6 protein-coding genes are annotated in these 22,059 nt (G+C 67.2%); all 6 read left to right on the forward strand.

The annotated features are described in order from the left end of the window. The first annotated feature begins 20 nt into the window (after window positions 1–20). A complete protein-coding gene (locus JQS43_RS06755; protein ID WP_239678209.1) occupies window positions 21–1,538 on the forward strand; it encodes an AMP-binding protein in 1,518 nt (505 codons plus the stop codon). Continuing rightward, on the forward strand, window positions 1,531–2,754 hold the full coding sequence (locus JQS43_RS06760; protein ID WP_239678210.1) for a type III PLP-dependent enzyme domain-containing protein: 1,224 nt from the start codon (window positions 1,531–1,533) through the stop codon (window positions 2,752–2,754). Before JQS43_RS06755 ends, JQS43_RS06760 begins: the two co-directional genes overlap by 8 nt. Next, complete coding sequence (locus JQS43_RS06765; RefSeq protein ID WP_239678211.1) at window positions 2,751–3,209, forward strand: cobalamin B12-binding domain-containing protein; 459 nt, start codon at window positions 2,751–2,753, stop codon at window positions 3,207–3,209. The genes JQS43_RS06760 and JQS43_RS06765 overlap by 4 nt, the downstream gene beginning before the upstream one ends. After that, window positions 3,206–4,603, forward strand: a complete 1,398-nt coding sequence (locus JQS43_RS06770; RefSeq protein ID WP_239678212.1) for a methylaspartate mutase — start codon at window positions 3,206–3,208, stop codon at window positions 4,601–4,603. Before JQS43_RS06765 ends, JQS43_RS06770 begins: the two co-directional genes overlap by 4 nt. After that, complete coding sequence (locus tag JQS43_RS06775) at window positions 4,600–5,790, forward strand: cytochrome P450 (protein ID WP_239678213.1); 1,191 nt, start codon at window positions 4,600–4,602, stop codon at window positions 5,788–5,790. Before JQS43_RS06770 ends, JQS43_RS06775 begins: the two co-directional genes overlap by 4 nt. A 163-nt stretch (window positions 5,791–5,953) precedes the next feature. Continuing rightward, window positions 5,954–22,057: a type I polyketide synthase gene (locus JQS43_RS26020; protein WP_275581037.1), complete on the forward strand. Its 16,104-nt coding sequence runs from the start codon at window positions 5,954–5,956 to the stop codon at window positions 22,055–22,057. Window positions 22,058–22,059 lie beyond the last annotated feature (2 nt).

Genomic DNA, 22,059 nt, shown 5'->3' on the forward strand with positions numbered 1-22,059 from the left:
TCCGGGGACGGGAGAACGTTTTGCAGAGCTTCTCGGACGTGTCGGAAAATTGCGAGTCGATATTCTCCCTGCTGGCGTCGGCGGCGGCCGATGCGCCGGACTCCTACGCGGTGCGCGATTCGGGCGGTCGCTGGACCTACGTCGAGACCGCCAGCTACTCCGAGCGGTTCGCCGAGTGGCTCGACCAGCACGGGGTGCGCCCGGGCGACCGAGTCCTGGTGCAAGCGAAGAGCACCCGGGAGCTGGTGGCCATGTTCTTTGGGTGCGCTCGCCACGGCGCGACTTTCGTGCCGGTGAACCCCGCTATGCGGGAGTTCCAGCTTCGGGGGGTGCTGCGGAGTGCGCAGCCGCAGGCAGTCCTCGTGGCCCCGGATGGTCTCGAGGCGGTAGCCGCGCTGGCGCCTGGGGCCTACGACGCCTCGCAGGTGTGGCGGGAGGTCGAGGAGACTCCCGCCGACGGAGGATTGACGGCCGCGGCCACCCCGGATGACATCGCTGCGTTGATCTTCACTTCCGGGAGCACTGCCGAGCCGAAGGCAGTAGTGACCCCGCACCGGCAGGCGATCTTCGCTACCCGGGCGATTCAGGCAGTCCTCGACTATCGCCCGGACGACGTGGTGTTCTGTCGGTTCCCGATGTCCTGGGACTACGGCCTCTACAAGGTCCTACTCGCCACCGTGGGGCGCAGCGAGCTGGTGCTGGCCAGCGGCGAGTCTGACTTGTTGTTGTTGCCCAGGATGCGGGAGACCGGGGTGACCATCGTCCCAGTGGTGCCGTCGCTGGCGACGATGATCGCCGCCTCGGCGCAGCGGGACAGCGGCCCACCGCCACCGGTTCGGATGATCACAAACACCGGCGCGGCGCTGCCCGCCGCCACCATCGACGCGTTGCGGGAGGTATTCCCCGGAGTACGGGTGGTCCGGCAGTTCGGGCAGACCGAGTGTAAGCGGGTCTCGATCATGCCGCCGGCGGAGGACCAGCAACGGCCCGGGTCAGTGGGCCGGCCGCTACCTGGGACCGAGGTGATGATCCTCGACGACGAAGGGCGGGAGGTACCGACCGGTGGGGTCGGCGAGATCGTGGTCCGTGGCCCGCATGTGATGCCCGGATACTGGCGGGCGCCGGAGCTCAGCGCGAACACCTTCCGGGTCGGCCCGGACCGATCCGGCCCACAACTGCACACCGGTGACTACGGCTGGCTGGATTCCGAGGGTTACCTTTACTTCGAGGGCCGACGGGACGACATGTTCAAACGCAAGGGCATCCGGATGAGCACCCTTGAGATCGAAGCGGCCGTGATGGACATCCCCGAGGTTCACGCCGCCGCGGTCGTCCCTCCGAGCGAGAGCCGGGATCTGGCGCTCTACGTCGTCGCCGACCTGACCCCCAAGCGGGTGTTGTGGGAACTGTCCCGGCGGCTTGAGCCGGCCAAAGTGCCGGGGGTCTGCCGGGTGGTCGAGGAGCTCCCGCTGACTCCGCACGGCAAGAACTCCCGTGCCGACCTGGTGACGATGCTCGAAGGAGGGTCCGATGAGTAGGAATTCGCAGCTTGCGAGGCGCTACGGCACTCCGACCTATATCTACGACCTCGACCAGGTGCGGCAGGCCCGGCGGGACCTGTTCGCCGCGCTGCCCGAGGCCGCCGACCTCTTCTACGCGATCAAGGCGAACCCGCATCCCGAGGTGGTGCGGGCCACCCGCGACGGTGAAGGACGGCGCTGTCGGGCCGAGATCAGCTCAACCGGCGAGTTGGCAGCTGCGTTGGAGGCTGGCTACGTTGCCTCCGAATGCCTCTACACCGGCCCCGGAAAGACAACCGCTGAGCTGCATGAGGTGATCGGGAGCGGAGTCGCTCTGTTCTCTGTAGAGTCCGAAGGCGACCTGCGACGGATTGGCCGGGTCGCGACGGCTCGTGGGGTGGTCGTTGACTGTCTCCTCCGGATCAACAGTGCTGCCGCCCGAGCATCGACCAGTATCCGGATGACCGGAGCGCCCTCCCAGTTCGGCTTCGACAGCGAGACGCTGGCCGAAGCGTTACCCCGGTTGCGGGAAGTGCCCGGAGCCCGCCTCACCGGTGCGCACTTCTTCCCGCTCAGCAACGCCACGGATGAGGCTAGCCTGGTCGGCGAGTTCCAGCACACCATCGCAGTCGCCGCCGACCTCGATCGGCAGCTGGCGCTACCGCTCAAGCTGGTGGACATTGGTGGTGGGTTCGCCGCGCCCTACGCCGTTCCCGGGCAACGGCCGCGATATGACAAGCTTCGCTCCGAACTGGAAGCGGCACTGGACATCCACTTTGCCCAATGGCGGGAGGGTAACCCGCGGGTCGCCGTCGAATCCGGCCGTTACCTTGTCGGTTCGGCCGGCACCTTGGTCTGCCAGGTGGTCAACGTCAAGGTCAGTCGGGGGCGAAGATTTGTAATCCTCGATGGCGGGATCAACTCGTTCGGTGGCATGTCCGGGCTGGGTCGACTACTTCCGCCCGCGGTGCGGGTAGCCGAGGACGCAGCTGTCGAACCGGCCACACTGGTAGGCCCGCTCTGTACCCCCGGCGACGTGATCGGCCGCGACGTGCCGCTCCCGGAGTTGACTGAGGGGGATCTGATCGAAATCCCGAACGCGGGCGCCTACGGAGTCACCGCCAGCCTGCTCGCGTTCCTGGGGCGGCCCGCCCCGACCGAGGTATCGATCCGCGGTAACCGTGTTGTGTCAGTGTCCCGGTTGGAGCAGCAGCGGCGTTACGGAGTTCAATGACGGCTACGGAACGGTCGCTCCCGGAGCCGGAGCCGTGGCTGGCCGCGGTAGTGAGTTCGGTCGCCTCCGACGCACACACCTGGAACCTGGTCTTTCTGCAACTCCTGCTGGAGGAGCTTGGGTGTCGGGTACGCAACCTCGGGCCGTGCGTACCAGCGCGGGAGCTCGTAGCCGAGTGCCACCGGGAACCGCCCGACCTAGTGGTGTTGAGCAGCGTGAATGGCCACGGTTACCGGGACGGCCTGGCGGCCGTTCGGGCGGTGCGCAGCGAGCCCGGGCTCACCACCGTCCCGTTGGTGATCGGCGGAAAACTGGGAGTTGCGGGTCGCGTCGACTCGGCCGGACGCGAGGCCCTGATCGCCGCTGGCGCCGACGCGGTCTTCGAGGATGGGATCGACGCGATCACATCATTTTACCAGTTCGTCCGCTCGCTGCCGGAACGGGCCACGACGTGACCACCACCGGCGAGCTGCTCTCGACCGTACGCCGACCGCCCGCCCGGCGAAGCTTCGGTGACTTCGTTCGCCGCGCCAACCACCGTGGCGAACTGGTGGTGCAGCCCCGGATGGGCTTTGGTGAGCCGGCCCGGATGCGGTCCGGACTCGCCGCCACCCGGGCTGCTGCGGCCACCACCGTCGGTACGATCACGGTGGACAGTTACACCCGGTTAGGCGAGCTGGCCGCGGCGGCAGAGTCGATCCGGACGGGTCAACTCCTCAACGGCTACCCGCTCGCCAGCCACCCGATCGACACCACCCGCGCGATGCTCGCCGGTATCGCGGGCGACGGGTTTCCGGTCCAGGTCCGTCACGGGTCGGCGAACCCGCGGCACATCTTCGCCGCCTTGATCGCCGCCGGTCTCGACGCCACCGAAGGCGGGCCGGTATCCTACTGCCTGCCGTACGGCCGGGTGCCGTTGGTGGATTCGGTCCGCCACTGGCGGGACTGCTGCGAACTCTTCGCCCGACTCCAGGACCGTGGTGTGGAGCCGCACCTCGAGACCTTCGCTGGATGCATGCTCGGGCAACTGTGCCCACCGAGCCAGCTGATCGCCCTCAGCGTGCTGGAAGCGATGTTCTTCCGGCAGCACGGGCTGCGCTGCGTCTCAGTGAGCTACGCCCAGCAGACCAACCAGGCGCAGGACCGGGAGGCGGTAGCCGCGCTGCGGCGGCTGTGCCGGCGGCTCCTGCCGGACCTGAACTGGCACGTGGTGATCTACGCGTACATGGGGGTGTACCCCACGTCGCCGTCGGGTGCCCGTCGGCTGCTGGCGCACGCTGCGGAGCTGGCGGCGGAGAGCGGCGCCGAGCGGTTGATCGTCAAAACGGTGGTCGAGGCGGTGCGGATCCCCACTATCGAGGAGAACCGTGACGCGCTCGAAGTAGCTGCGGCCACCGCCCGTGCCACCGCCCGGGTCGGCTCCGATGACGAGCCGGGGGCGGATTCGCAGATCTATCAGGAAGCGGTCGCCCTGATCGAGGCGGTGCTGGAGCTGGACACCGATGTCGGCGCCGCACTGCGGGTGGCATTCCTGCGGGGTTACCTCGACATCCCGTTCTGCCTCCACCCGGACAACCGTGGCCAGACCCGGAGCTATCTCGACGATTCGGGGAGGTTGCGCTGGGCAGACATCGGCAAGTTGCCGTTGGGCACAGTCGTCGACGTTGGCCGTAGAGAGCGGGTCGACTGCGCGACGTTGATGGCATCACTGTCCTATATGAGACAGAAATACGACGGTGCGTCGGGCTACCCCGGAGAGGTGCCCGAGCTGTCCGGTCCGGCGAGACCGAAATCGAACCCGGCTCGGGTGCCGATTGGCGCCACAGCTGAAGAGGAGAGCCAGCCATGACCACGCGAGCCGAACCACCGCGCGCATACCCGTTCGCGTTCCGGGAGGCAGAAGTATCTCCGAACTACGCCGAACTTCGCCGCGAGCAACCGGTCGCTTGGGTCAAGCTGCCTTATGGTGAACCCGGCTGGTTAGTGACCCGGTACGCGGATGTTCGGACCGTGATGACCGACCCGCGGTTCAGCCGCGCGATCGCGCAAGGGCTCGACCAGCCGCGGATGCGGGCCGAGAATATGAACGACGGCATTATGGGGATGGACCCGCCCGACCACAGCCGCCTGCGGTCACTGGTCGCCAAGGCCTTCACCGCGCGTCGGGTGGAGAAGCTGCGCGCGAACGTGCAGCGGCTGGCCGACCGCCTCAGCGATGACATGCAGGCGCAGGGGCCGCCGTCCGACCTGGTCGAGCACTTCGCCCGGCCGCTGCCGGTCTCGGTCATCTGCGAGTTGCTCGGCGTGCCCTATGAGGACTACCCAATGTTCAGCCGTTGGACAGAGGCGTTCACCAATGAGCAGTCGGCGATGGCAGAGGTGATGACCACCATCGGGCCCGAGATGGACCGGTATATGTCCCGCCTGATCGCCCAGCGGCGGGAGCGGCCCACCGACGACCTCCTGGGAGCGCTCGTCCGGGCGCGGGACGAAGGGGACAAACTAACCGAGACTGAATTGATCGACTTTACCGGTGCGGGCCTGCTGACCGCGGGAACTGAGACCGTTTCCGCCGGACTTCCCAGCATGATCTTCGTCCTGTCGCGGCGACCAGAAGCGTTGGCGCTGCTACGCGAAGAGCCCGACGTCATGCCGGGGGCCGTCGAAGAGCTGCTGCGATTTACCCCGATCAACACAGCGGCCATGTTCCCCCGCTACCCGCTGGAGGACGTGGAGCTGTCCGGCGTCACCGTGCGAGCCGGCGAGCCGGTACTGCCCTCGATCGCGGCGGCCAACCGGGACCCGGAGGTCTTCGACCGGCCCGACGAACTCGACCTGCGTCGCGCACGCAACCCGCACCTGACCTTCGGTCACGGCCCGCACCACTGCGTCGGAGCTCAGCTGGCGCGAATCGAGCTCCAAGTGGCGCTGCGCACACTGCTCGACCGGTTCCCCCGGCTGCGGCTAGCAGATGGGGTGCGCTGGAGATTCGGTGTGGTCGTCCGGGGGCCGGCGACGATGCCGGTGACCTGGTGAGCCGACCGGCTGGGTGAGCGAGATCGGCCGGCGCCGCCGACCGGCAGTGCCGCCATTTTCGGGTGTCAGGTAAGGGTCTGTAGGGGTCTGGTATGGGCATCGTCCCTGAATACGATTCGGTCTTGGCCATGCCATGTGTCGGACCAGAGAGTGGAGCGCTTCGATGAGTCAGCCTGCCGACAGCGCGTTCGACCACGCCGTGGACGAGGAGCCCACGTTGCTGCGACAGCGGCTGCAGCCGTTCCCGGCGCCCGAGCGGCTCGGCTGGCTCACCGACCTGGTCGGGACCGAGACCGCCGCGGTACTGAACGGGATCCTGCCGGAGCCAGTCTCGACGGTCGACGTGGATGCCGCCTTCCAAGAGTTGGGTTTCGACTCGCTCGCCGCGGTCGAGCTGCAGGCGCGGTTGGCCAACGCGACCGGCATGGATCTCCCGGTGACGCTGGTGTTCGACCACCCCACGCCGCTTGCGGTCGCTCGTTTCCTACTCGCCGTGGCGTTCGGGGAGGAGCCGGACATCGGGGAGGAGAAAGTCGGGCCGGTACCCATCGGCACCGGCCTCGACGAGCCGATCGCGATTGTGGGGATCGGGTGCCGCTTCCCCGGCGGCGTTACCTCACCCGAGGAACTGTGGCGGCTGATAGCCGACGATCGTCACGTCAGTGAGCCGTTCCCCGAGGACCGGGGCTGGGACCTGGACTCGCTCTTCGACTCCGACCCGGGTCAGCCGGGCACCAGCTACGTCCGTGCCGGTGGCTTCCTACCTGATGCGGCAGAGTTCGACGCCGAGTTCTTCGGGATCGGACCGCGCGAGGCAGCAGCGATGGATCCACAGCAGCGGCTCGTGCTGGAGACCACCTGGGAGGCGATCGAACGGGCCAACATCGACCCGACGTCGCTGCGCGGATCCCGGACCGGGGTCTTTGTCGGCGCCGAACCGCAAGAGTACGGCCCGCGGCTGTATGAGGCCCCCGCCGGCCTTGACGGCTACCTGCTCACCGGCAACGCCCCGAGTGTGATCTCCGGACGAGTGGCGTACTGGTTCGGGTGGGAAGGGCCCACACTCACCGTGGATACCGCGTGCTCCGGCTCGTTGGTCGCGCTGCACCTGGCCTGCCAGGCGATCCGCCGCGGTGAGGTGCCGCTGGCGATCGCCGGTGGCGTGGCGGTGATGGGTGGCCCCGGAACGTTCACGGCGTTCAGCCGGCAACGAGGGCTGGCCCCGGACGGCCGCTGCAAGCCATTCGCAGCGGCGGCCGACGGGACCGGATTCGCCGAAGGCGTCGGCATCTTCGTGCTGGAGCGACTCTCTGACGCCCATCGCAATGGGCATCGGGTGCTCGCGGTTGTCCGTGGCTCGGCGATCAATTCGGATGGTGCCAGCAACGGCCTCACCGCGCCGAACGGTCCGTCGCAACAACGGGTGATTCGGCAAGCGCTCGCGGACGCCGGCCTCACGGTGGGCGAGGTCGATGTGGTCGAAGCACACGGCACTGGCACCCGGCTGGGCGATCCGATCGAGGCGCAAGCGCTGCTCGCTACCTACGGGCGACGAGACCCGCAGCGGCCGCCGTTGTGGCTCGGATCGGTCAAGTCCAACATCGGGCATGCACAGGCGGCGGCCGGTGCCGCTGGCGTAATCAAGATGGTTCTGGCGATGCGGCACGACGCCCTTCCCCGGACCCTGCACGTCGACGAACCGACCCCGCACGTGGACTGGGAGAGCGGCGCGGTACAGCTCCTCACCGAGGCGCAACCATGGCCCGGTACAGATCGTCGACGGCGGGCCGGGGTGTCGTCGTTCGGGGTAAGTGGTACCAACGCGCACGTCATCATCGAGGAAGCACCCCCATCGACGAACGCGGCGCCGACCCCCGGATCACCAACGGTCGCTCCCTATCTTCTCTCGGCCCGCAGCCCGCAGGCGCTGCGAGCCCAGGCGGCACAACTCGCGCCGGTCCTGGCAGCCGAGCGGGAACCCGGTGCGCTGGCCTGGACGCTGGCGCAAGCAAGGGCGGGGCTACCCGAGCGCCTCGCCGTGCTCGCCGCCGACCACGCCGAGGCGCTAAGGGGTATGCGGGCCGTTGCCGACGGCGGATCCGGCCCCGAACTACTCACCGCTACGCCGAGCGGCGGCAAGCTCGGGTTTCTCTTCACCGGCCAGGGTGCGCAGCGACCCGGCATGGGGCGCGAACTCTACCAGACCTACCCGGTCTACGCGGAGGCGCTCGACGAGGTGCTCGACCATCTTGACATCCACTTCGAACAACCCGTCCGCGACGTGCTCTTCGCCCAATCCGGCTCCGCCACCGCGGCCCTGCTGGACCAGACCCAGTACGCCCAGGCGGCGTTGTTCGCCGTCGGAGTGGCACTCTACCGTCAATTCGAATCCTGGGGCGTCACTCCCGACCTACTGCTAGGGCACTCACTCGGCGAGCTGACCGCCGCCCACGTAGCCGGTGTCCTGGACCTGCCCGACGCGGCCCTGCTGGTATCGGCCCGGGGCCAACTGATGCAAGCGCTGCCGGCCGGCGGCGCGATGGTGGCGATCAGCGCCCCGGAAGACGATGTCCGGCGCGTGCTGGCAGTCACCGGCGGCGCGGTCGACATCGCCGCGGTAAACGGGCCAGCCGCGGTCGTGGTCTCCGGCGACTCAGCGGCGGTCGCCCGGGTAACTGCCGAACTTGAGGCCGACGGACGTCGCTGCCTGCCGCTGCGCGTCTCCCACGCGTTCCACTCGCCGCTCATGGAACCAATGCTGGAGAAGCTCCGCCGGGTTGCCAGCACCCTGACCTTCCACGAGCCTCGCCTCCCGATCGTCTCGAACGTTTCCGGCGAGCGGGCCACCGACGGCGAACACAGTTCGCCCGACTACTGGGTTCACCATGTACGCCGGGCGGTCCGGTTCCAGGACGGGATGCGGGCGCTGGCCGCTGCCGGCGTCACCACCTACCTTGAACTCGGCCCGGACGCGGTGCTGACCACGCTCGGGCGAGCGTGCCTCGCGGCGCAGGGCCCGACCACTACCGGTGACCAGCAGGAGACGGCGCTGCTCACCCCGGCGGTCCGCCGGGGCCACGAGGAACCACGGCAGATCGTCGAAGCCCTCACCCTGCTCCACCTGCGGGGCCGTCCAGTCGCGTGGCGACGGTTCTTCCCTCACCGCGACACCGACTTCGTCGACCTGCCGACCTACCCGTTCCAGCGGCAACGGTACTGGCTCGGACCGGGTAGCACCGCAAGCGCAGCCGGCATCGGCCAGACCCCGGTCGACCACCCGGTGCTCGCCTCCCAGCTCGAGCTCGCCAACGACGGCAGACTCGTTCTCACCGGACGGGTCAGCCTGACCGGCCACCAGTGGCTGGCCGACCATGTGCTCGCAGGGCAGCCACTGCTGCCCGGCACCCTGTTCGTCGAACTGGCCCGCCAGGCGGGCGAACCCGGGGGCACACCGTACCTTGAGGAGCTCACGCTTCAGACTCCGTTGGCGATGCCGGCCGGACGAGCTGCCGTCCTGCAGGTGGTGCTCGGGGCCGCTGACGAAACTGGCCGACGCGCCATCGAGATATACGCGTCCGCCAGCGCGTCCGAACCGGCGGCAACCTGGGTGCGCCACGCCAGCGGCGTCCTGGGCGGCACCCCCAGCCGGTCCGAGCCGGTGACCTCCGCCTGGGCGGCGGAGTGGCCACCCCCTGGGGCAGCCGCCATCGACCTGGCCGACTGGTATCCGACGCTCGCCCGGCAAGGATACGAGTACGGGGCCGCGTTCCAGAGCCTCCGTGGCGCGTGGCGCCGCGGCGACGAGTTGTTCGTCGATGTCGGGCTGCCGGAGGCTGTCCACGACGGCCGCTCCTTCGGCGTGCACCCGGTCCTGCTCGACGGCGTCCTACAGTCGACGGAATTGCTCACCGGCGGCGACGGGGCTCCAGGGATCCAACTGCCGTTCGCCTGGCAGCACGTCCAGTGGTACTCCCTGGGCGTTACCAGTGTGCGGGCGCGGGTAGTTGAAGCCGGCGATGGGGTTCAGCTCGAACTGGCCGATATCAACGGTGTCCCGGTCGCGAGCGTCGGTGCGTTCGTCACCCGGCCCGCCGCCGCGCAGCCGGTTGCCGACTCGGCCATCGACCCGGCAGACGGTGCGCTGTACCAGGTGAATTGGTTGCCGGTGCCGACCGACCCACCCTCCACACCGGTCGGCTGGGCTTACTGGGAGCCGGAGGCGCAGACCAAACCGGCATCGACGGTGGCCGTCTACCACTGTTCGGAGCCGGCCCCCGGCGCCTCGACCGCTGACGCTGCCGAGGCGGCGACGACGACCGTGCTCGCGGTGCTGCACGAGTGGCTGTCGCGGCCGAGGACGGTCGATGCCCCGCTCGTGGTGACCACTCGTGGTGCCGTCGCGGCCGCCGACACCGACCAGCTCACCGGGCTCGCGCAGGCGGGTGTGTGGGGTCTTGTCCGCGCTGCCCAGGCCGAACATCCCGGCGCGTTCTTGCTGCTCGATCTCGACGAGAGCGCGCCGGTACCGGCGGGTGACAGGCTGGGGCGTCTACTCGCACAGGCGGTCGGTGCCGGCGAGACGGAGTTCGCCTACCGAGACAACGCGCTGCTTACCGCCCGGCTGGGCCGGGTAGCGCCGTCCGCCGACGAGGAGCCGGCGCAGCGGCGACTGCCGACGGACTGGGCCAGCCACGGCACGATTCTCATCACCGGGGGCACTGGCGGCCTGGGCCGGGCGGTCGCCCGACACCTCGCCTCGGAGCATGGCGCCGGCCACCTGCTGCTCGTGAGCCGCCGGGGCGAGGCCGCGCCCGACGCCACCGAGTTCCTCGCCGAGCTGGCGACCTATGGCACCGAGGTCTCGGTCGCCGCCTGTGACCTCACCGACCCGGGCGCGCTCGCGGCGCTGCTATCGACCATCCCGGCGCACCGGCCGCTCAACGCCGTCATCCACGCCGCCGGGGTCCTCGACAACGCACTCGTCGAATCCCTTACCCCGGAGCAGATCCGCGCCGTGCACGCCCCCAAAGCAGCGGCTGCGTGGCACCTTCACCAGCTCACCGCTGACCAGGACCTGGCTGCCTTCGTCCTGTTCTCGTCGTCAGCTGGCCTGCTGGACGGAGCGGGACAGGCCAACTATGCCGCCGCCAACACCTTCCTCGACGCCCTGGCCGGGCATCGGCGTGCCACCGGCCGACCGGCGCACTCGCTGGCGTGGGGGCTCTGGTCGGACGCGGACGGCATGGGCGCCGAGCTCGCTGCCAGCGACCGACGGCGGATCGACCGGCTTGGCTTGGCTCCGCTGCGCACCCGGCGGAGCCTGGCACTGCTCGACGCAGCACTGGCCGAAGACTCCGGCTGCTATGTCCCGGTCGGTATCGATGAGGCCGCGCTACGGACCCGGGGCGAGAAGCTCCCCGGACTGCTGCGTAGCCTTGTTCGGGTTTCCAACCGGGCACGTCATGCAACGACGGTAAGCGTCGACGGGGAGGGGCCGACGCTCGCGCGGAGCTGGTCGAACCTGGCCGACGCCGCGCGCCGGCGCGCGGCGCTCACCCTTGTGCTCGGACACACCGCCGCGGTGCTCGGCCACGCCCACCCGGAGGCGGTCGATCCCGATCGCGCGTTCAACGAGCTGGGTTTCGACTCTCTCGCAGCCGTCGAACTCCGCAACGCTCTCAGCTCGGTGCTTAAGATTACGTTGCCTCCCACGCTTGTGTTCGACTACCCAACGCCTAATGCGGTCGCCGCCGTGGTGTTGGAGCGGGTCGTCGGGGCCGAGGCACCCCCGCCTTCCGTAGTCGTCCACGACCGTGGGACCGACGAGCCGATCGCGATTGTGGGGATGGGGTGTCGGTTGCCGGGGGGTGTGGGGTCTCCGGAGGATTTGTGGGATTTGGTGTGGGCGGGTGTGGATGCGGTGGGTCCGTTTCCGCGGGATCGTGGGTGGGATGTGGAGGGGTTGTTTGATCCGGATGGGGAGCGGGCGGGGTCGAGTTATGTGGTGGAGGGTGGGTTTCTGTATGACGCGGCTGGTTTTGATGCGGAGTTTTTTGGGATTAGTCCGCGTGAGGCGTTGGCGATGGATCCGCAGCAGCGGTTGTTGTTGGAGGTGTCGTGGGAGGCGTTGGAGCGGGCGGGTATTGATCCTTCGGGGCTGCGGGGGAGCCGTACCGGTGTCTATGCCGGGGTGATGTACCACGACTGGGCGAGCCGCCTCGGCTCCGTTCCCGAGGACATCGCGGGATATCTCGGTAACGGGAGCCTGGCCAGCGTTGTCTCTGGTCGGGTGGCGTATCACCTTGGTCTGGAGGGGCCGGCGGTGACGGTGGATACGGCGTGTTCGTCGTCGTTGGTGGCGTTACATCTGGCGGTGCAGGCGTTGCGTAGTGGCGAGTGCGCCATGGCGTTGGCGGGTGGGGTGACCGTGATGGCCACACCGGACACCTTCGTGGACTTCAGCCGGCAGCGTGGGTTGGCGGCCGATGGTCGGTGTAAGTCGTTTTCGGCGGATGCGGATGGTACGGGGTGGGCGGAGGGCGCTGGTGTGCTGGTTTTGGAGCGGTTGTCGGATGCGCGGGCGGCGGGTCGTCGGGTGTTGGCGGTGGTGCGGGGTTCGGCGGTGAATCAGGATGGGGCGTCGAATGGGTTGACGGCGCCGAATGGTCCGGCGCAGGAGCGGGTGATTCGGGCGGCGTTGGGGTCGGCTGGTGTGGGGGTGGGGGATGTGGATGTGGTGGAGGGGCATGGGACGGGGACGTCGTTGGGGGATCCGATTGAGGTGGGGGCGTTGTTGGGGACGTATGGGCGGGGTCGGGGTGGGGTGGGTCCGTTGTGGTTGGGGTCGTTGAAGTCGAATATTGGTCATGCGCAGGCGGCGGCTGGGGTGGCTGGTGTGATCAAGATGGTGTTGGCGTTGCGGTTTGGGTGGTTGCCGCGGACGTTGCATGTGGATGTGCCGTCGGGTGAGGTGGATTGGTCGTCTGGTGGGGTGGAGTTGTTGCGGGAGGCGGTGGAGTGGCGTTCGGTGGGTGGTCGGGTGCGGCGGGCGGGGGTGTCGTCGTTTGGGATTAGTGGGACGAATGCGCATGTGATCGTTGAGGAGGCGCCGCCGGTGGAGGCGGGGGTGTCGGCGGGGTCGCCGGTGGAGGTGTCGGCGGGGGAGGCTGCTGCTGTTGGTGGTGGGTTGCCGGTGGTGTTGCCGGTGTCGGGTGTGGGTTGGGGTGGGTTGCGGGGGCAGTTGGGTGGGTTGGTGGGTTTGGTGGGTGGTGGGGGTGTGGGTTTGGGTGATGTGGGTTGGTCGTTGGGTGTGGGTCGGGCGGGGTTGGGGTGTCGGGCGGTGGTGGTGGCTGATGGTGGTGGTGTTGATGGTGGTGTTGGTGGGGTGGTGGGTTTGTTGTCGGGGGTTGCTGGTGGTGGTGGTGAGGTGGTGGGTGTGGGTGGTTCGGTGGTGTTGGGTGAGGTGGTGGGTGGTCGGACGGTGTTTATGTTTTCGGGTCAGGGGTCGCAGCGGGTGGGTATGGGTCGTGGGTTGTATGGGGCGTTTGGTGTGTTTCGTGAGGTGTTTGATGAGGTGTGTGGGGTGTTTGATGGGTTGTTGGGGTGTGGGTTGCGGGGTGTGGTGTTTGAGGGTGTGGGTGGTGATGTGGATCGGACGGTGTTTGCGCAGGCGGGGTTGTTTGCGGTGGAGGTGGCGTTGTTTCGGTTGTTGGAGTCGTGGGGTGTGGGTGTGGATGTGGTGGTGGGGCATTCGGTGGGTGAGGTGGCGGCGGCGTATGTGGTGGGGGTGTTGGGGTTGGAGGATGCGTGTCGGTTGGTGGTTGGTGGGGCGGGGGTTGTGGAGTCGGGTGGGGTGGGTGGGTTTGGTGAGTTGGTTGGTGGGTTGGGTTTGGGTGGGGTTTCGGGTGGGGTGGTGGCGGTGTCGTCGGTGTTGGGTGGGGTGGTGGGTGGGGAGTGGTCGGATCCGGGGTTTTGGGTGTCGCAGGTGGGTGCTGGGGTGAGGTTTGGTGATGTGGTGGGTTGTTTGCGGGGGTTGGGTGTGTCGCGGTTTGTGGAGGTGGGTCCGGGTGGGGTGTGGGCTGGGGTGGTTCGTGAGGGTGATGGTGGTGGTGTGGCGGGTGATGGTGGTGGGTTGGTGGTTGGGTCGTTGTGGGGTGGGGTTGGTGGGTTGGGTGAGGTGGAGGGGTTGTTGGTGGGTGTGTCGCGGGTGTGGGTGTCGGGTGGGGTGGTGGATTGGTCTCGGGTGTTGGTTGGTGGTCGGTGGGTGGATCTGCCGACGTATGCGTTCCAACACAAGCGGTATTGGCTGGAGTCCCTGCCCAGTGGCGGCGATGTAACCGGGGCGGGCCAGCAGTCGGTCGGGCACCCGCTATTGGCCGCGGCCGTGCCCAGCGCTGTCGACGATGGTGTGGTGTTGACGGGGCGGTGGTCGTTGGCGACGCATCCGTGGCTTGCTGATCATGTGGTGCAGGGGCGGGTGATTGTGCCGGGGACGGCGTTTGTTGAGTTGGTTTTGCATGCGGGTGAGCGGGTTGGGGCTTCGGTGGTGCGGGAGTTGGCGTTGGAGGCGCCGTTGGTGTTGCCGGAGTCGGGTGGTGTGGCGGTGCAGGTGGTGGTGGGTGGTGTGGATGGTGTGGGTGGTCGGTCGGTGGCTGTGTATTCGTGTGTTCAGGATGGGGTTGTGGGGCGGGAGTGGGTTCGGCATGGGGTGGGTGTGTTGGGTTCGGGTGGTTTGGGTGGTGGGGTTGGTGTGTTGGGTGAGTGGCCGCCGGTGGGTGGGGTGCGGTTGGAGGTGGGTGATGCGTATGAGCGGTTGGGTGTTCGGGGTTATGGCTATGGTCCGGTGTTTCGGGGGTTGCGGGGGGCGTGGCGGCGTGGTGATGAGGTGTTTGCGGAGGTGGTGTTGCCGGAGGGGGTTGATGGTTCCGGGTTTGGTCTGCATCCGGCACTCTTCGACGCGGCTATGCACGCGGATCTCCTCGGTGACGGACCCACACTTATGCCGTTTGTGTGGAATGACGTTCGACTCCATGCTGAGGGCGCTCAAGCACTTCGAGTCCGAATCAGACGCCTGCGTGGCGACGAACTGTCCAAGATAGAAATCTTCGACGTTGCGGGGAATCCGGTTGCAGCGGTTGGCTCGCTGGTCTCGCGTCCGGTCTCGGAAGGCCAGCTCTCCGCCGGACCGGCGGCCGGGCATGAGTCCCTTCTGCGCATCGACTGGCAGCCAAGGCCGGTGACGAGGACGCCTCTCCCCGCGGGATTGGTAACCATCGGGGCGCCACTCTTCGGCGAATACGGCTCTCATCAGGTCGCTGACGTGGCTGAATTGCGGGCGACCCTGGATCAAGGCGGAGTAGCACCGGAGCTGGCGCTGCTTGGGCTGCCTCCGGCGGACCCGGCGGGAGACTTCGACCCGTCGATTGAAGCGGCGGCGGCGACCGCGGCGGTGATGGCGACAATCCAAGAATTCCTTGCCGATCCCCGACTGGCAAGTTGTCAGCTGATCGTGGTTACTCAGAACGGAGTGATGCTGCCGCAGGACGAACCTGGTGACGAGGAAGCACATCAGCGGTCGCTACTGGCCCGAGCCCCATTGTGGGGGTTGGTCCGGGCTGCGGAGGCGGAGAATCCTGGTCGGTTCGGGTTGGTGGATGTGGATGGTGTGGGGGATGTTGCGGGTGTGGTTGGGGGGTTGGTGGGTGAGGGTGAGCCTGAGGTGGTGGTACGGGGTGGTGGGGTGTTTGTGCCGCGGTTGGTGCGGGTGTCGGAGGTGGCGGGGTCGGTGGGCAGTGGTGGGTCGGTTGGTGGTTTTGGTGGTGGTGCGGTGTTGGTGACTGGTGGTACGGGTGGTTTGGGGGCGTTGGTGGCGCGGCATTTGGTGGTGGGGTGTGGGGTGCGGGATGTGGTGTTGGTGAGTCGTCGTGGGTGGGGTGCGGTGGGGGTTGAGGGTTTGGTGGGGGAGTTGGAGTCGGTTGGTGCGCGGGTGCGGGTGTTTGGGTGTGATGTGGGTGATCGGGAGGCGTTGGTGGGGTTGTTGGGTGAGGTTGGTGGTGGGTTGTCGGGGGTGGTGCATGCGGCTGGGGTGGCTGGTGGGGGGACGGTTGATGTGTTGGATGCGGATGGGGTGGGTGAGGTGTTCCGGTCGAAGGTGTGTGGGGCGTGGTATTTGCATGAGTTGACGCGGGATTTGGAGTTGTCGGCGTTTGTGTTGTTCTCGTCGGCGGGTGGTTTGGTGTTGGCGGCTGGTCAGGGCGATTATGCGGCGGCGAATGTGTTCCTGGACGCGTTGGCGGTGCATCGTCGGGCGTTGGGGCTGCCGGGGCAGTCGTTGGCGTGGGGGATGTGGCAGGAGAACACCGGGCTCGGTGGCGAGCTCACCGCCGGTGACCTTCGACGTATGGCGCGGCTGGGCATGCCCGCGCTGACCCGGGCCGAGGGAATCGAACTATTTGACCTGGCTATCAGCTCGGAGGAGCCGGTGCTGGTGCCGCTCCGCGTTGATCCGGTTGCGATCGGCCGGCGACCAGACGCGATACCAGCCATGTTGCGGTCCATCGCGCACAAGCCGCACCGGCGCAGAGCGAGCCGCGCGAGTGGATCAGCGACCGAACTGGGCCGCCAGCTCTCCGCGCTCGCCGATGGCGAGATCGACCGGACCTTGCTGCAGCTGGTTCGGGACCAGGTCGCCACCGTGCTCGGCTATGAGGACGCTCAGGAGCTTGACACCCGTCGGGCTTTCAAAGAGCTGGGCTTCGACTCATTGGCTGCGGTTGAACTTCGAAATGCACTGGGTGCTACGACCGGCCTGAGTCTCCCCGCGACCCTTGTATTTGACTACCCTAACGCTCAGTCGGTGGCCGAGTTCCTGCGTGAGAAGCTCGTCGGTGAACGGGTTGAAGCCGAGGTTGTCTCGGCTGTACCGATAGCATCGGCGACCACCGACGATCCGGTGGTGATCGTCGGAATGAGCTGCCGGTATGCCGGCGGGGTAGCGACGCCCGCGGAGCTGTGGCAGCTCCTCATGGACGAGGTCGATGCGATTACCTCGTTCCCCGAAGATCGGGGTTGGGATATCGCCGGGATCTACGACCCGGAGCCTGGGAAGGCCGGCAAGAGTTACACCCGCGAAGGTGGCTTTCTCCACGATGCCGCCGCGTTCGACCCGGAGTTCTTTGGGATTGGCCCCCGGGAAGCGCTCGCCATGGACCCACAGCAGCGACTCCTGCTAGAGGCGGCCTGGGAGGCATTCGAGCGGGCGGGCATTGATCCGACGTCAATGCGCGGAAGCAACACCGGCGTTTTCGCTGGTGTCATGTATGACGATTACGGGCCGCGGTTGAAGCAACCGCCTAAAGACGTTATCGGCTACCTGGCGAACGGAAGCTCAGGCAGCGTCGTTTCTGGTCGGGTCTCCTACCTTATGGGACTGGAAGGCCCGGCAATGACTATCGACACCGCGTGCTCATCATCGCTTGTCGCGCTTCACCTAGCTGCCCAGTCGGTTCGGAACGGCGAGTGCAGTATGGCTTTGGCCGGTGGCGTTACCGTACTCTCCACGACGGATCTTTTCGTCGATTCGAGCCGGCAGGGGGTTCTATCGCCGAACGGTCGATGCAAGTCCTTCGCTTCGGCGGCCGATGGTGTGGGATGGGCCGAGGGCGTCGGCCTGCTGTTGGTGGAACGTCTCTCCGACGCACGGCGAAACGATCATCCGGTTTTGGCGGTCGTGCGGGGTTCGGCGGTGAATCAGGATGGGGCGTCGAACGGTTTGACCGCTCCGAATGGTCCGTCGCAGGAGCGGGTCATCCGAAAGGCCTTGGCCTCGGCAGGTCTGTCGACCCAGGATGTCGACGCGGTTGAGGCCCACGGATCTGGCACGAGACTCGGGGACCCCATCGAGGCTCAGGCGCTGTTGGCGACGTACGGCGAGGGTCGGGAACGTCCGCTAATGCTGGGTTCTATCAAGTCGAATATTGGTCACGCGCAGGCTGCAGGTGGTGTCGCCGGTGTGATCAAGATGGTGTTGGCGTTGCGGTTTGGGTGGTTGCCGCGGACGTTGCATGTGGATGTGCCGTCGGGTGAGGTGGATTGGTCGTCTGGTGGGGTGGAGTTGTTGCGGGAGGCGGTGGAGTGGCGTTCGGTGGGTGGTCGGGTGCGGCGGGCGGGGGTGTCGTCGTTTGGGATTAGTGGGACGAATGCGCATGTGATCGTTGAGGAGGCGCCGCCGGTGGAGGCGGGGGTGTCGGCGGGGTCGCCGGTGGAGGTGTCGGCGGGGGAGGCTGCTGCTGTTGGTGGTGGGTTGCCGGTGGTGTTGCCGGTGTCGGGTGTGGGTTGGGGTGGGTTGCGGGGGCAGTTGGGTGGGTTGGTGGGTTTGGTGGGTGGTGGGGGTGTGGGTTTGGGTGATGTGGGTTGGTCGTTGGGTGTGGGTCGGGCGGGGTTGGGGTGTCGGGCGGTGGTGGTGGCTGATGGTGGTGGTGTTGATGGTGGTGTTGGTGGGGTGGTGGGTTTGTTGTCGGGGGTTGCTGGTGGTGGTGGTGAGGTGGTGGGTGTGGGTGGTTCGGTGGTGTTGGGTGAGGTGGTGGGTGGTCGGACGGTGTTTATGTTTTCGGGTCAGGGGTCGCAGCGGGTGGGTATGGGTCGTGGGTTGTATGGGGCGTTTGGTGTGTTTCGTGAGGTGTTTGATGAGGTGTGTGGGGTGTTTGATGGGTTGTTGGGGTGTGGGTTGCGGGGTGTGGTGTTTGAGGGTGTGGGTGGTGATGTGGATCGGACGGTGTTTGCGCAGGCGGGGTTGTTTGCGGTGGAGGTGGCGTTGTTTCGGTTGTTGGAGTCGTGGGGTGTGGGTGTGGATGTGGTGGTGGGGCATTCGGTGGGTGAGGTGGCGGCGGCGTATGTGGTGGGGGTGTTGGGGTTGGAGGATGCGTGTCGGTTGGTGGTTGGTGGGGCGGGGGTTGTGGAGTCGGGTGGGGTGGGTGGGTTTGGTGAGTTGGTTGGTGGGTTGGGTTTGGGTGGGGTTTCGGGTGGGGTGGTGGCGGTGTCGTCGGTGTTGGGTGGGGTGGTGGGTGGGGAGTGGTCGGATCCGGGGTTTTGGGTGTCGCAGGTGGGTGCTGGGGTGAGGTTTGGTGATGTGGTGGGTTGTTTGCGGGGGTTGGGTGTGTCGCGGTTTGTGGAGGTGGGTCCGGGTGGGGTGTGGGCTGGGGTGGTTCGTGAGGGTGATGGTGGTGGTGTGGCGGGTGATGGTGGTGGGTTGGTGGTTGGGTCGTTGTGGGGTGGGGTTGGTGGGTTGGGTGAGGTGGAGGGGTTGTTGGTGGGTGTGTCGCGGGTGTGGGTGTCGGGTGGGGTGGTGGATTGGTCTCGGGTGTTGGTTGGTGGTCGGTGGGTGGATCTGCCGACGTATGCGTTCCAACGCCAGCGCTACTGGCTCATGGACGGAGCTACAACGTCGGGCGACTTGGCCGAAGTGGGACTCACCGGGGTTGAGCATCCGTTGCTGTCGGTGGCCGTGCCCAGCGCTGTCGACGATGGTGTGGTGTTGACGGGGCGCTGGTCACTGGCGACGCATCCGTGGCTCGGCGACCACATGGTTCACGGGACGGTTGTGGTGCCCGGATCGCTCTTCGTGGAGTTGGCGTTGACTGCCGGAGAGCGACTCGCCGCGGGAGAGCTACGTGAGCTGACTCAGGAGGCTCCACTCCTGCTCAACTCCGCCGCCGCAGTGACCGTGCAGGTGATCGTCGGAGGCAAGGGTGATGACGGGAAACGGCCCTTGACTATCTACTCAAGAGACGAAACGCGGGCCGACGACCCGGGCGCCTGGGCACGGCACGCTAGCGGCCTGCTTGGTAGCGGAAGCGGCCAGCCGGAGCTATACGTCGGCGTGTGGCCGCCGCCGGGCGCCGATCCCCTGGACATCACCAGCGCATATCAGCGAGCCGCCGAAGATGGCTACGGCTACGGGCCATTGTTCCAAGGGCTACGCGTGGCGTGGCGCGTCGGCGACGAGGTCTATGGCGAAGTGGCATTGCCCGACGGTGAGATAACGGCGGCGCGGTCATTCGGTCTTCACCCCGCCCTTCTCGACTCTGCGCTTGACGCCGCGGGCTTCGTCGCAGATGAGTCCGATCCGAGTGCGACTACTCTGGTTCCCTTCGCGTGGCAGAACGTGGTGCTCCAATCGGGTGGTGCGGCAGCGGTGCGCGTTCGCGTCAGCCGTTGCGGCGACAACGGAGCGATCTCGCTGCGACTCTTCGACTCTGCGGGGCAACCGGTCGCGAGTATCGGCTCGTTGTCGCTACGTCCAGTAACCGCCGCCCAGCTTGCCTCGGGCGGGGCCCCGCCCGACTCGCTCTTCCGGATCGAGTGGCAGTCAGCCACGTTGCCTGACGGTGTGGCTGTGAGCTCCGCAATGATCGGGCGAGGCGGCTCTGAAGAGTCGACAGCGGGCTTTGCCAAACCGGCTAGCCTCGCCGCCCTACGCGCCAGCTTGGACAATGGCCAGCCTTCACCGGAGCTGGTCGCCTACACCATCGCCACGGAACTGATTGACGATACGTCAGCTACCTTGCCGGAGCGGCTGCGTCGAGTGTTGGCAGAGGTGCTCGAGCTGATTCAGGAGTGGTTGAGCGACCCTCGACTGGTCGAGTCGCGGCTAGTGCTGGTCGCCGAATGCCCGGAGCCGTCCCCCATCGGCGTGATCGCTCGTGCCGTGGCTGGACTGGTTCGAGCCGCCGAGTCGGAGAACCCAGGGCAGTTCGCAATGCTGCACAAGTCACCTTCGGCAGCGCTGCCCCGGCGGCTCCCCGCCGACGAGCCGGAGCTTCTCGTGACTCCGGACGGCACAGTGACCGTACCTCGGCTGGTTCCAGCAGGCGCCAGCCAGGGCGGATTTGGTGGTTTTGGTGGTGGTGCGGTGTTGGTGACTGGTGGTACGGGTGGTTTGGGGGCGTTGGTGGCGCGGCATTTGGTGGTGGGGTGTGGGGTGCGGGATGTGGTGTTGGTGAGTCGTCGTGGGTGGGGTGCGGTGGGGGTTGAGGGTTTGGTGGGGGAGTTGGAGTCGGTTGGTGCGCGGGTGCGGGTGTTTGGGTGTGATGTGGGTGATCGGGAGGCGTTGGTGGGGTTGTTGGGTGAGGTTGGTGGTGGGTTGTCGGGGGTGGTGCATGCGGCTGGAGTGGTGGATGACGGGGTGGTGAGTGGGTTGTCGGTGGAGCGGTTGGGGCGGGTTTTGTCGGCGAAGGTGGATGGTGCGTGGGGGTTGCACGAGTTGTTGGGGGAGGTGCCGCTGATCTTCTTCTCGTCGGCGTCCGGCACGGTCGACGCTGCTGGGCAGGGAGGTTATGCGGCGGCGAACGCGGCCCTGGACGGGTTGGCGGAGTATCGCCGGGCGCAGGGGCTGCCGACTGTGTCGCTGGCCTGGGGACTCTGGCAACCGGACGAGGTCGATGATCACATGCCGGCGAGCGCCATGACCAGTCAGCTGACCGAGGTCGACCTGGAACGGCTCCGACGGTTGGGGACGCTGCCGCTCAGCTCAGCCGACGGGCTCGCGCTCTTCGACGTGGCCATCGCGCATGGTGCTCCCGTACTCATCCCGCTGCCGGTGGACCGTGATGCGCTCCGGCTACGGATCGGGGAGGTCCCGGCAGCACTGCGTAGTCTCGCCGGAGTGGACCCGACGGCTGCGGCGGCGTTGACGCCGGCCTCGGACTCGGCACCGACCGAGCTCTCAATGGCTGAGCAGCTCGCCGGTCTTCGGAGAGACGATCAGATTAGGTTCACCCTGGAGCTGGTCTGCACCCACGTCGCGACGGTGCTCGGCATCGTCGATCCCAAGAAGATTGATGTGGACCGGGGGTTCCTGGACCTGGGGCTGGATTCACTGTCCGCGCTGGAACTTCGAAACAGCCTGGCCAAGGTCACCGGCCTCCGTCTTCCCGCCACATTGATTTTCGACTATCCGTCGCCTCGTCCGCTAGCCGAGCTGATTCGTACGGAGCTTTGCCCGGAGGCTGGGCAGGATGTTGAGGAGACAGACGAGGAAGCCTGCCGCCGGGCCATCCGCTCTATCCCGGTGTCCCGGCTCCAGGAAGCAGGGCTGTTAGAGAGTCTGTTGGCGCTTGCTGCCACGGAAGCCGAATCCGGCGACTCCGCCGAGTCAGCCACCGGGGCAGCCACCACCGAGGAGAGTGCCGAAGCGATCAGGTCGATGGACGTGGACGACCTGGTCCGTGCCGCCTTCGCCCAGCGGGATAACACCCTTCCAGAGGAGTGAAT

Source organism: Natronosporangium hydrolyticum, from assembly GCF_016925615.1.
Lineage (GTDB): Bacteria > Actinomycetota > Actinomycetes > Mycobacteriales > Micromonosporaceae > Natronosporangium > Natronosporangium hydrolyticum.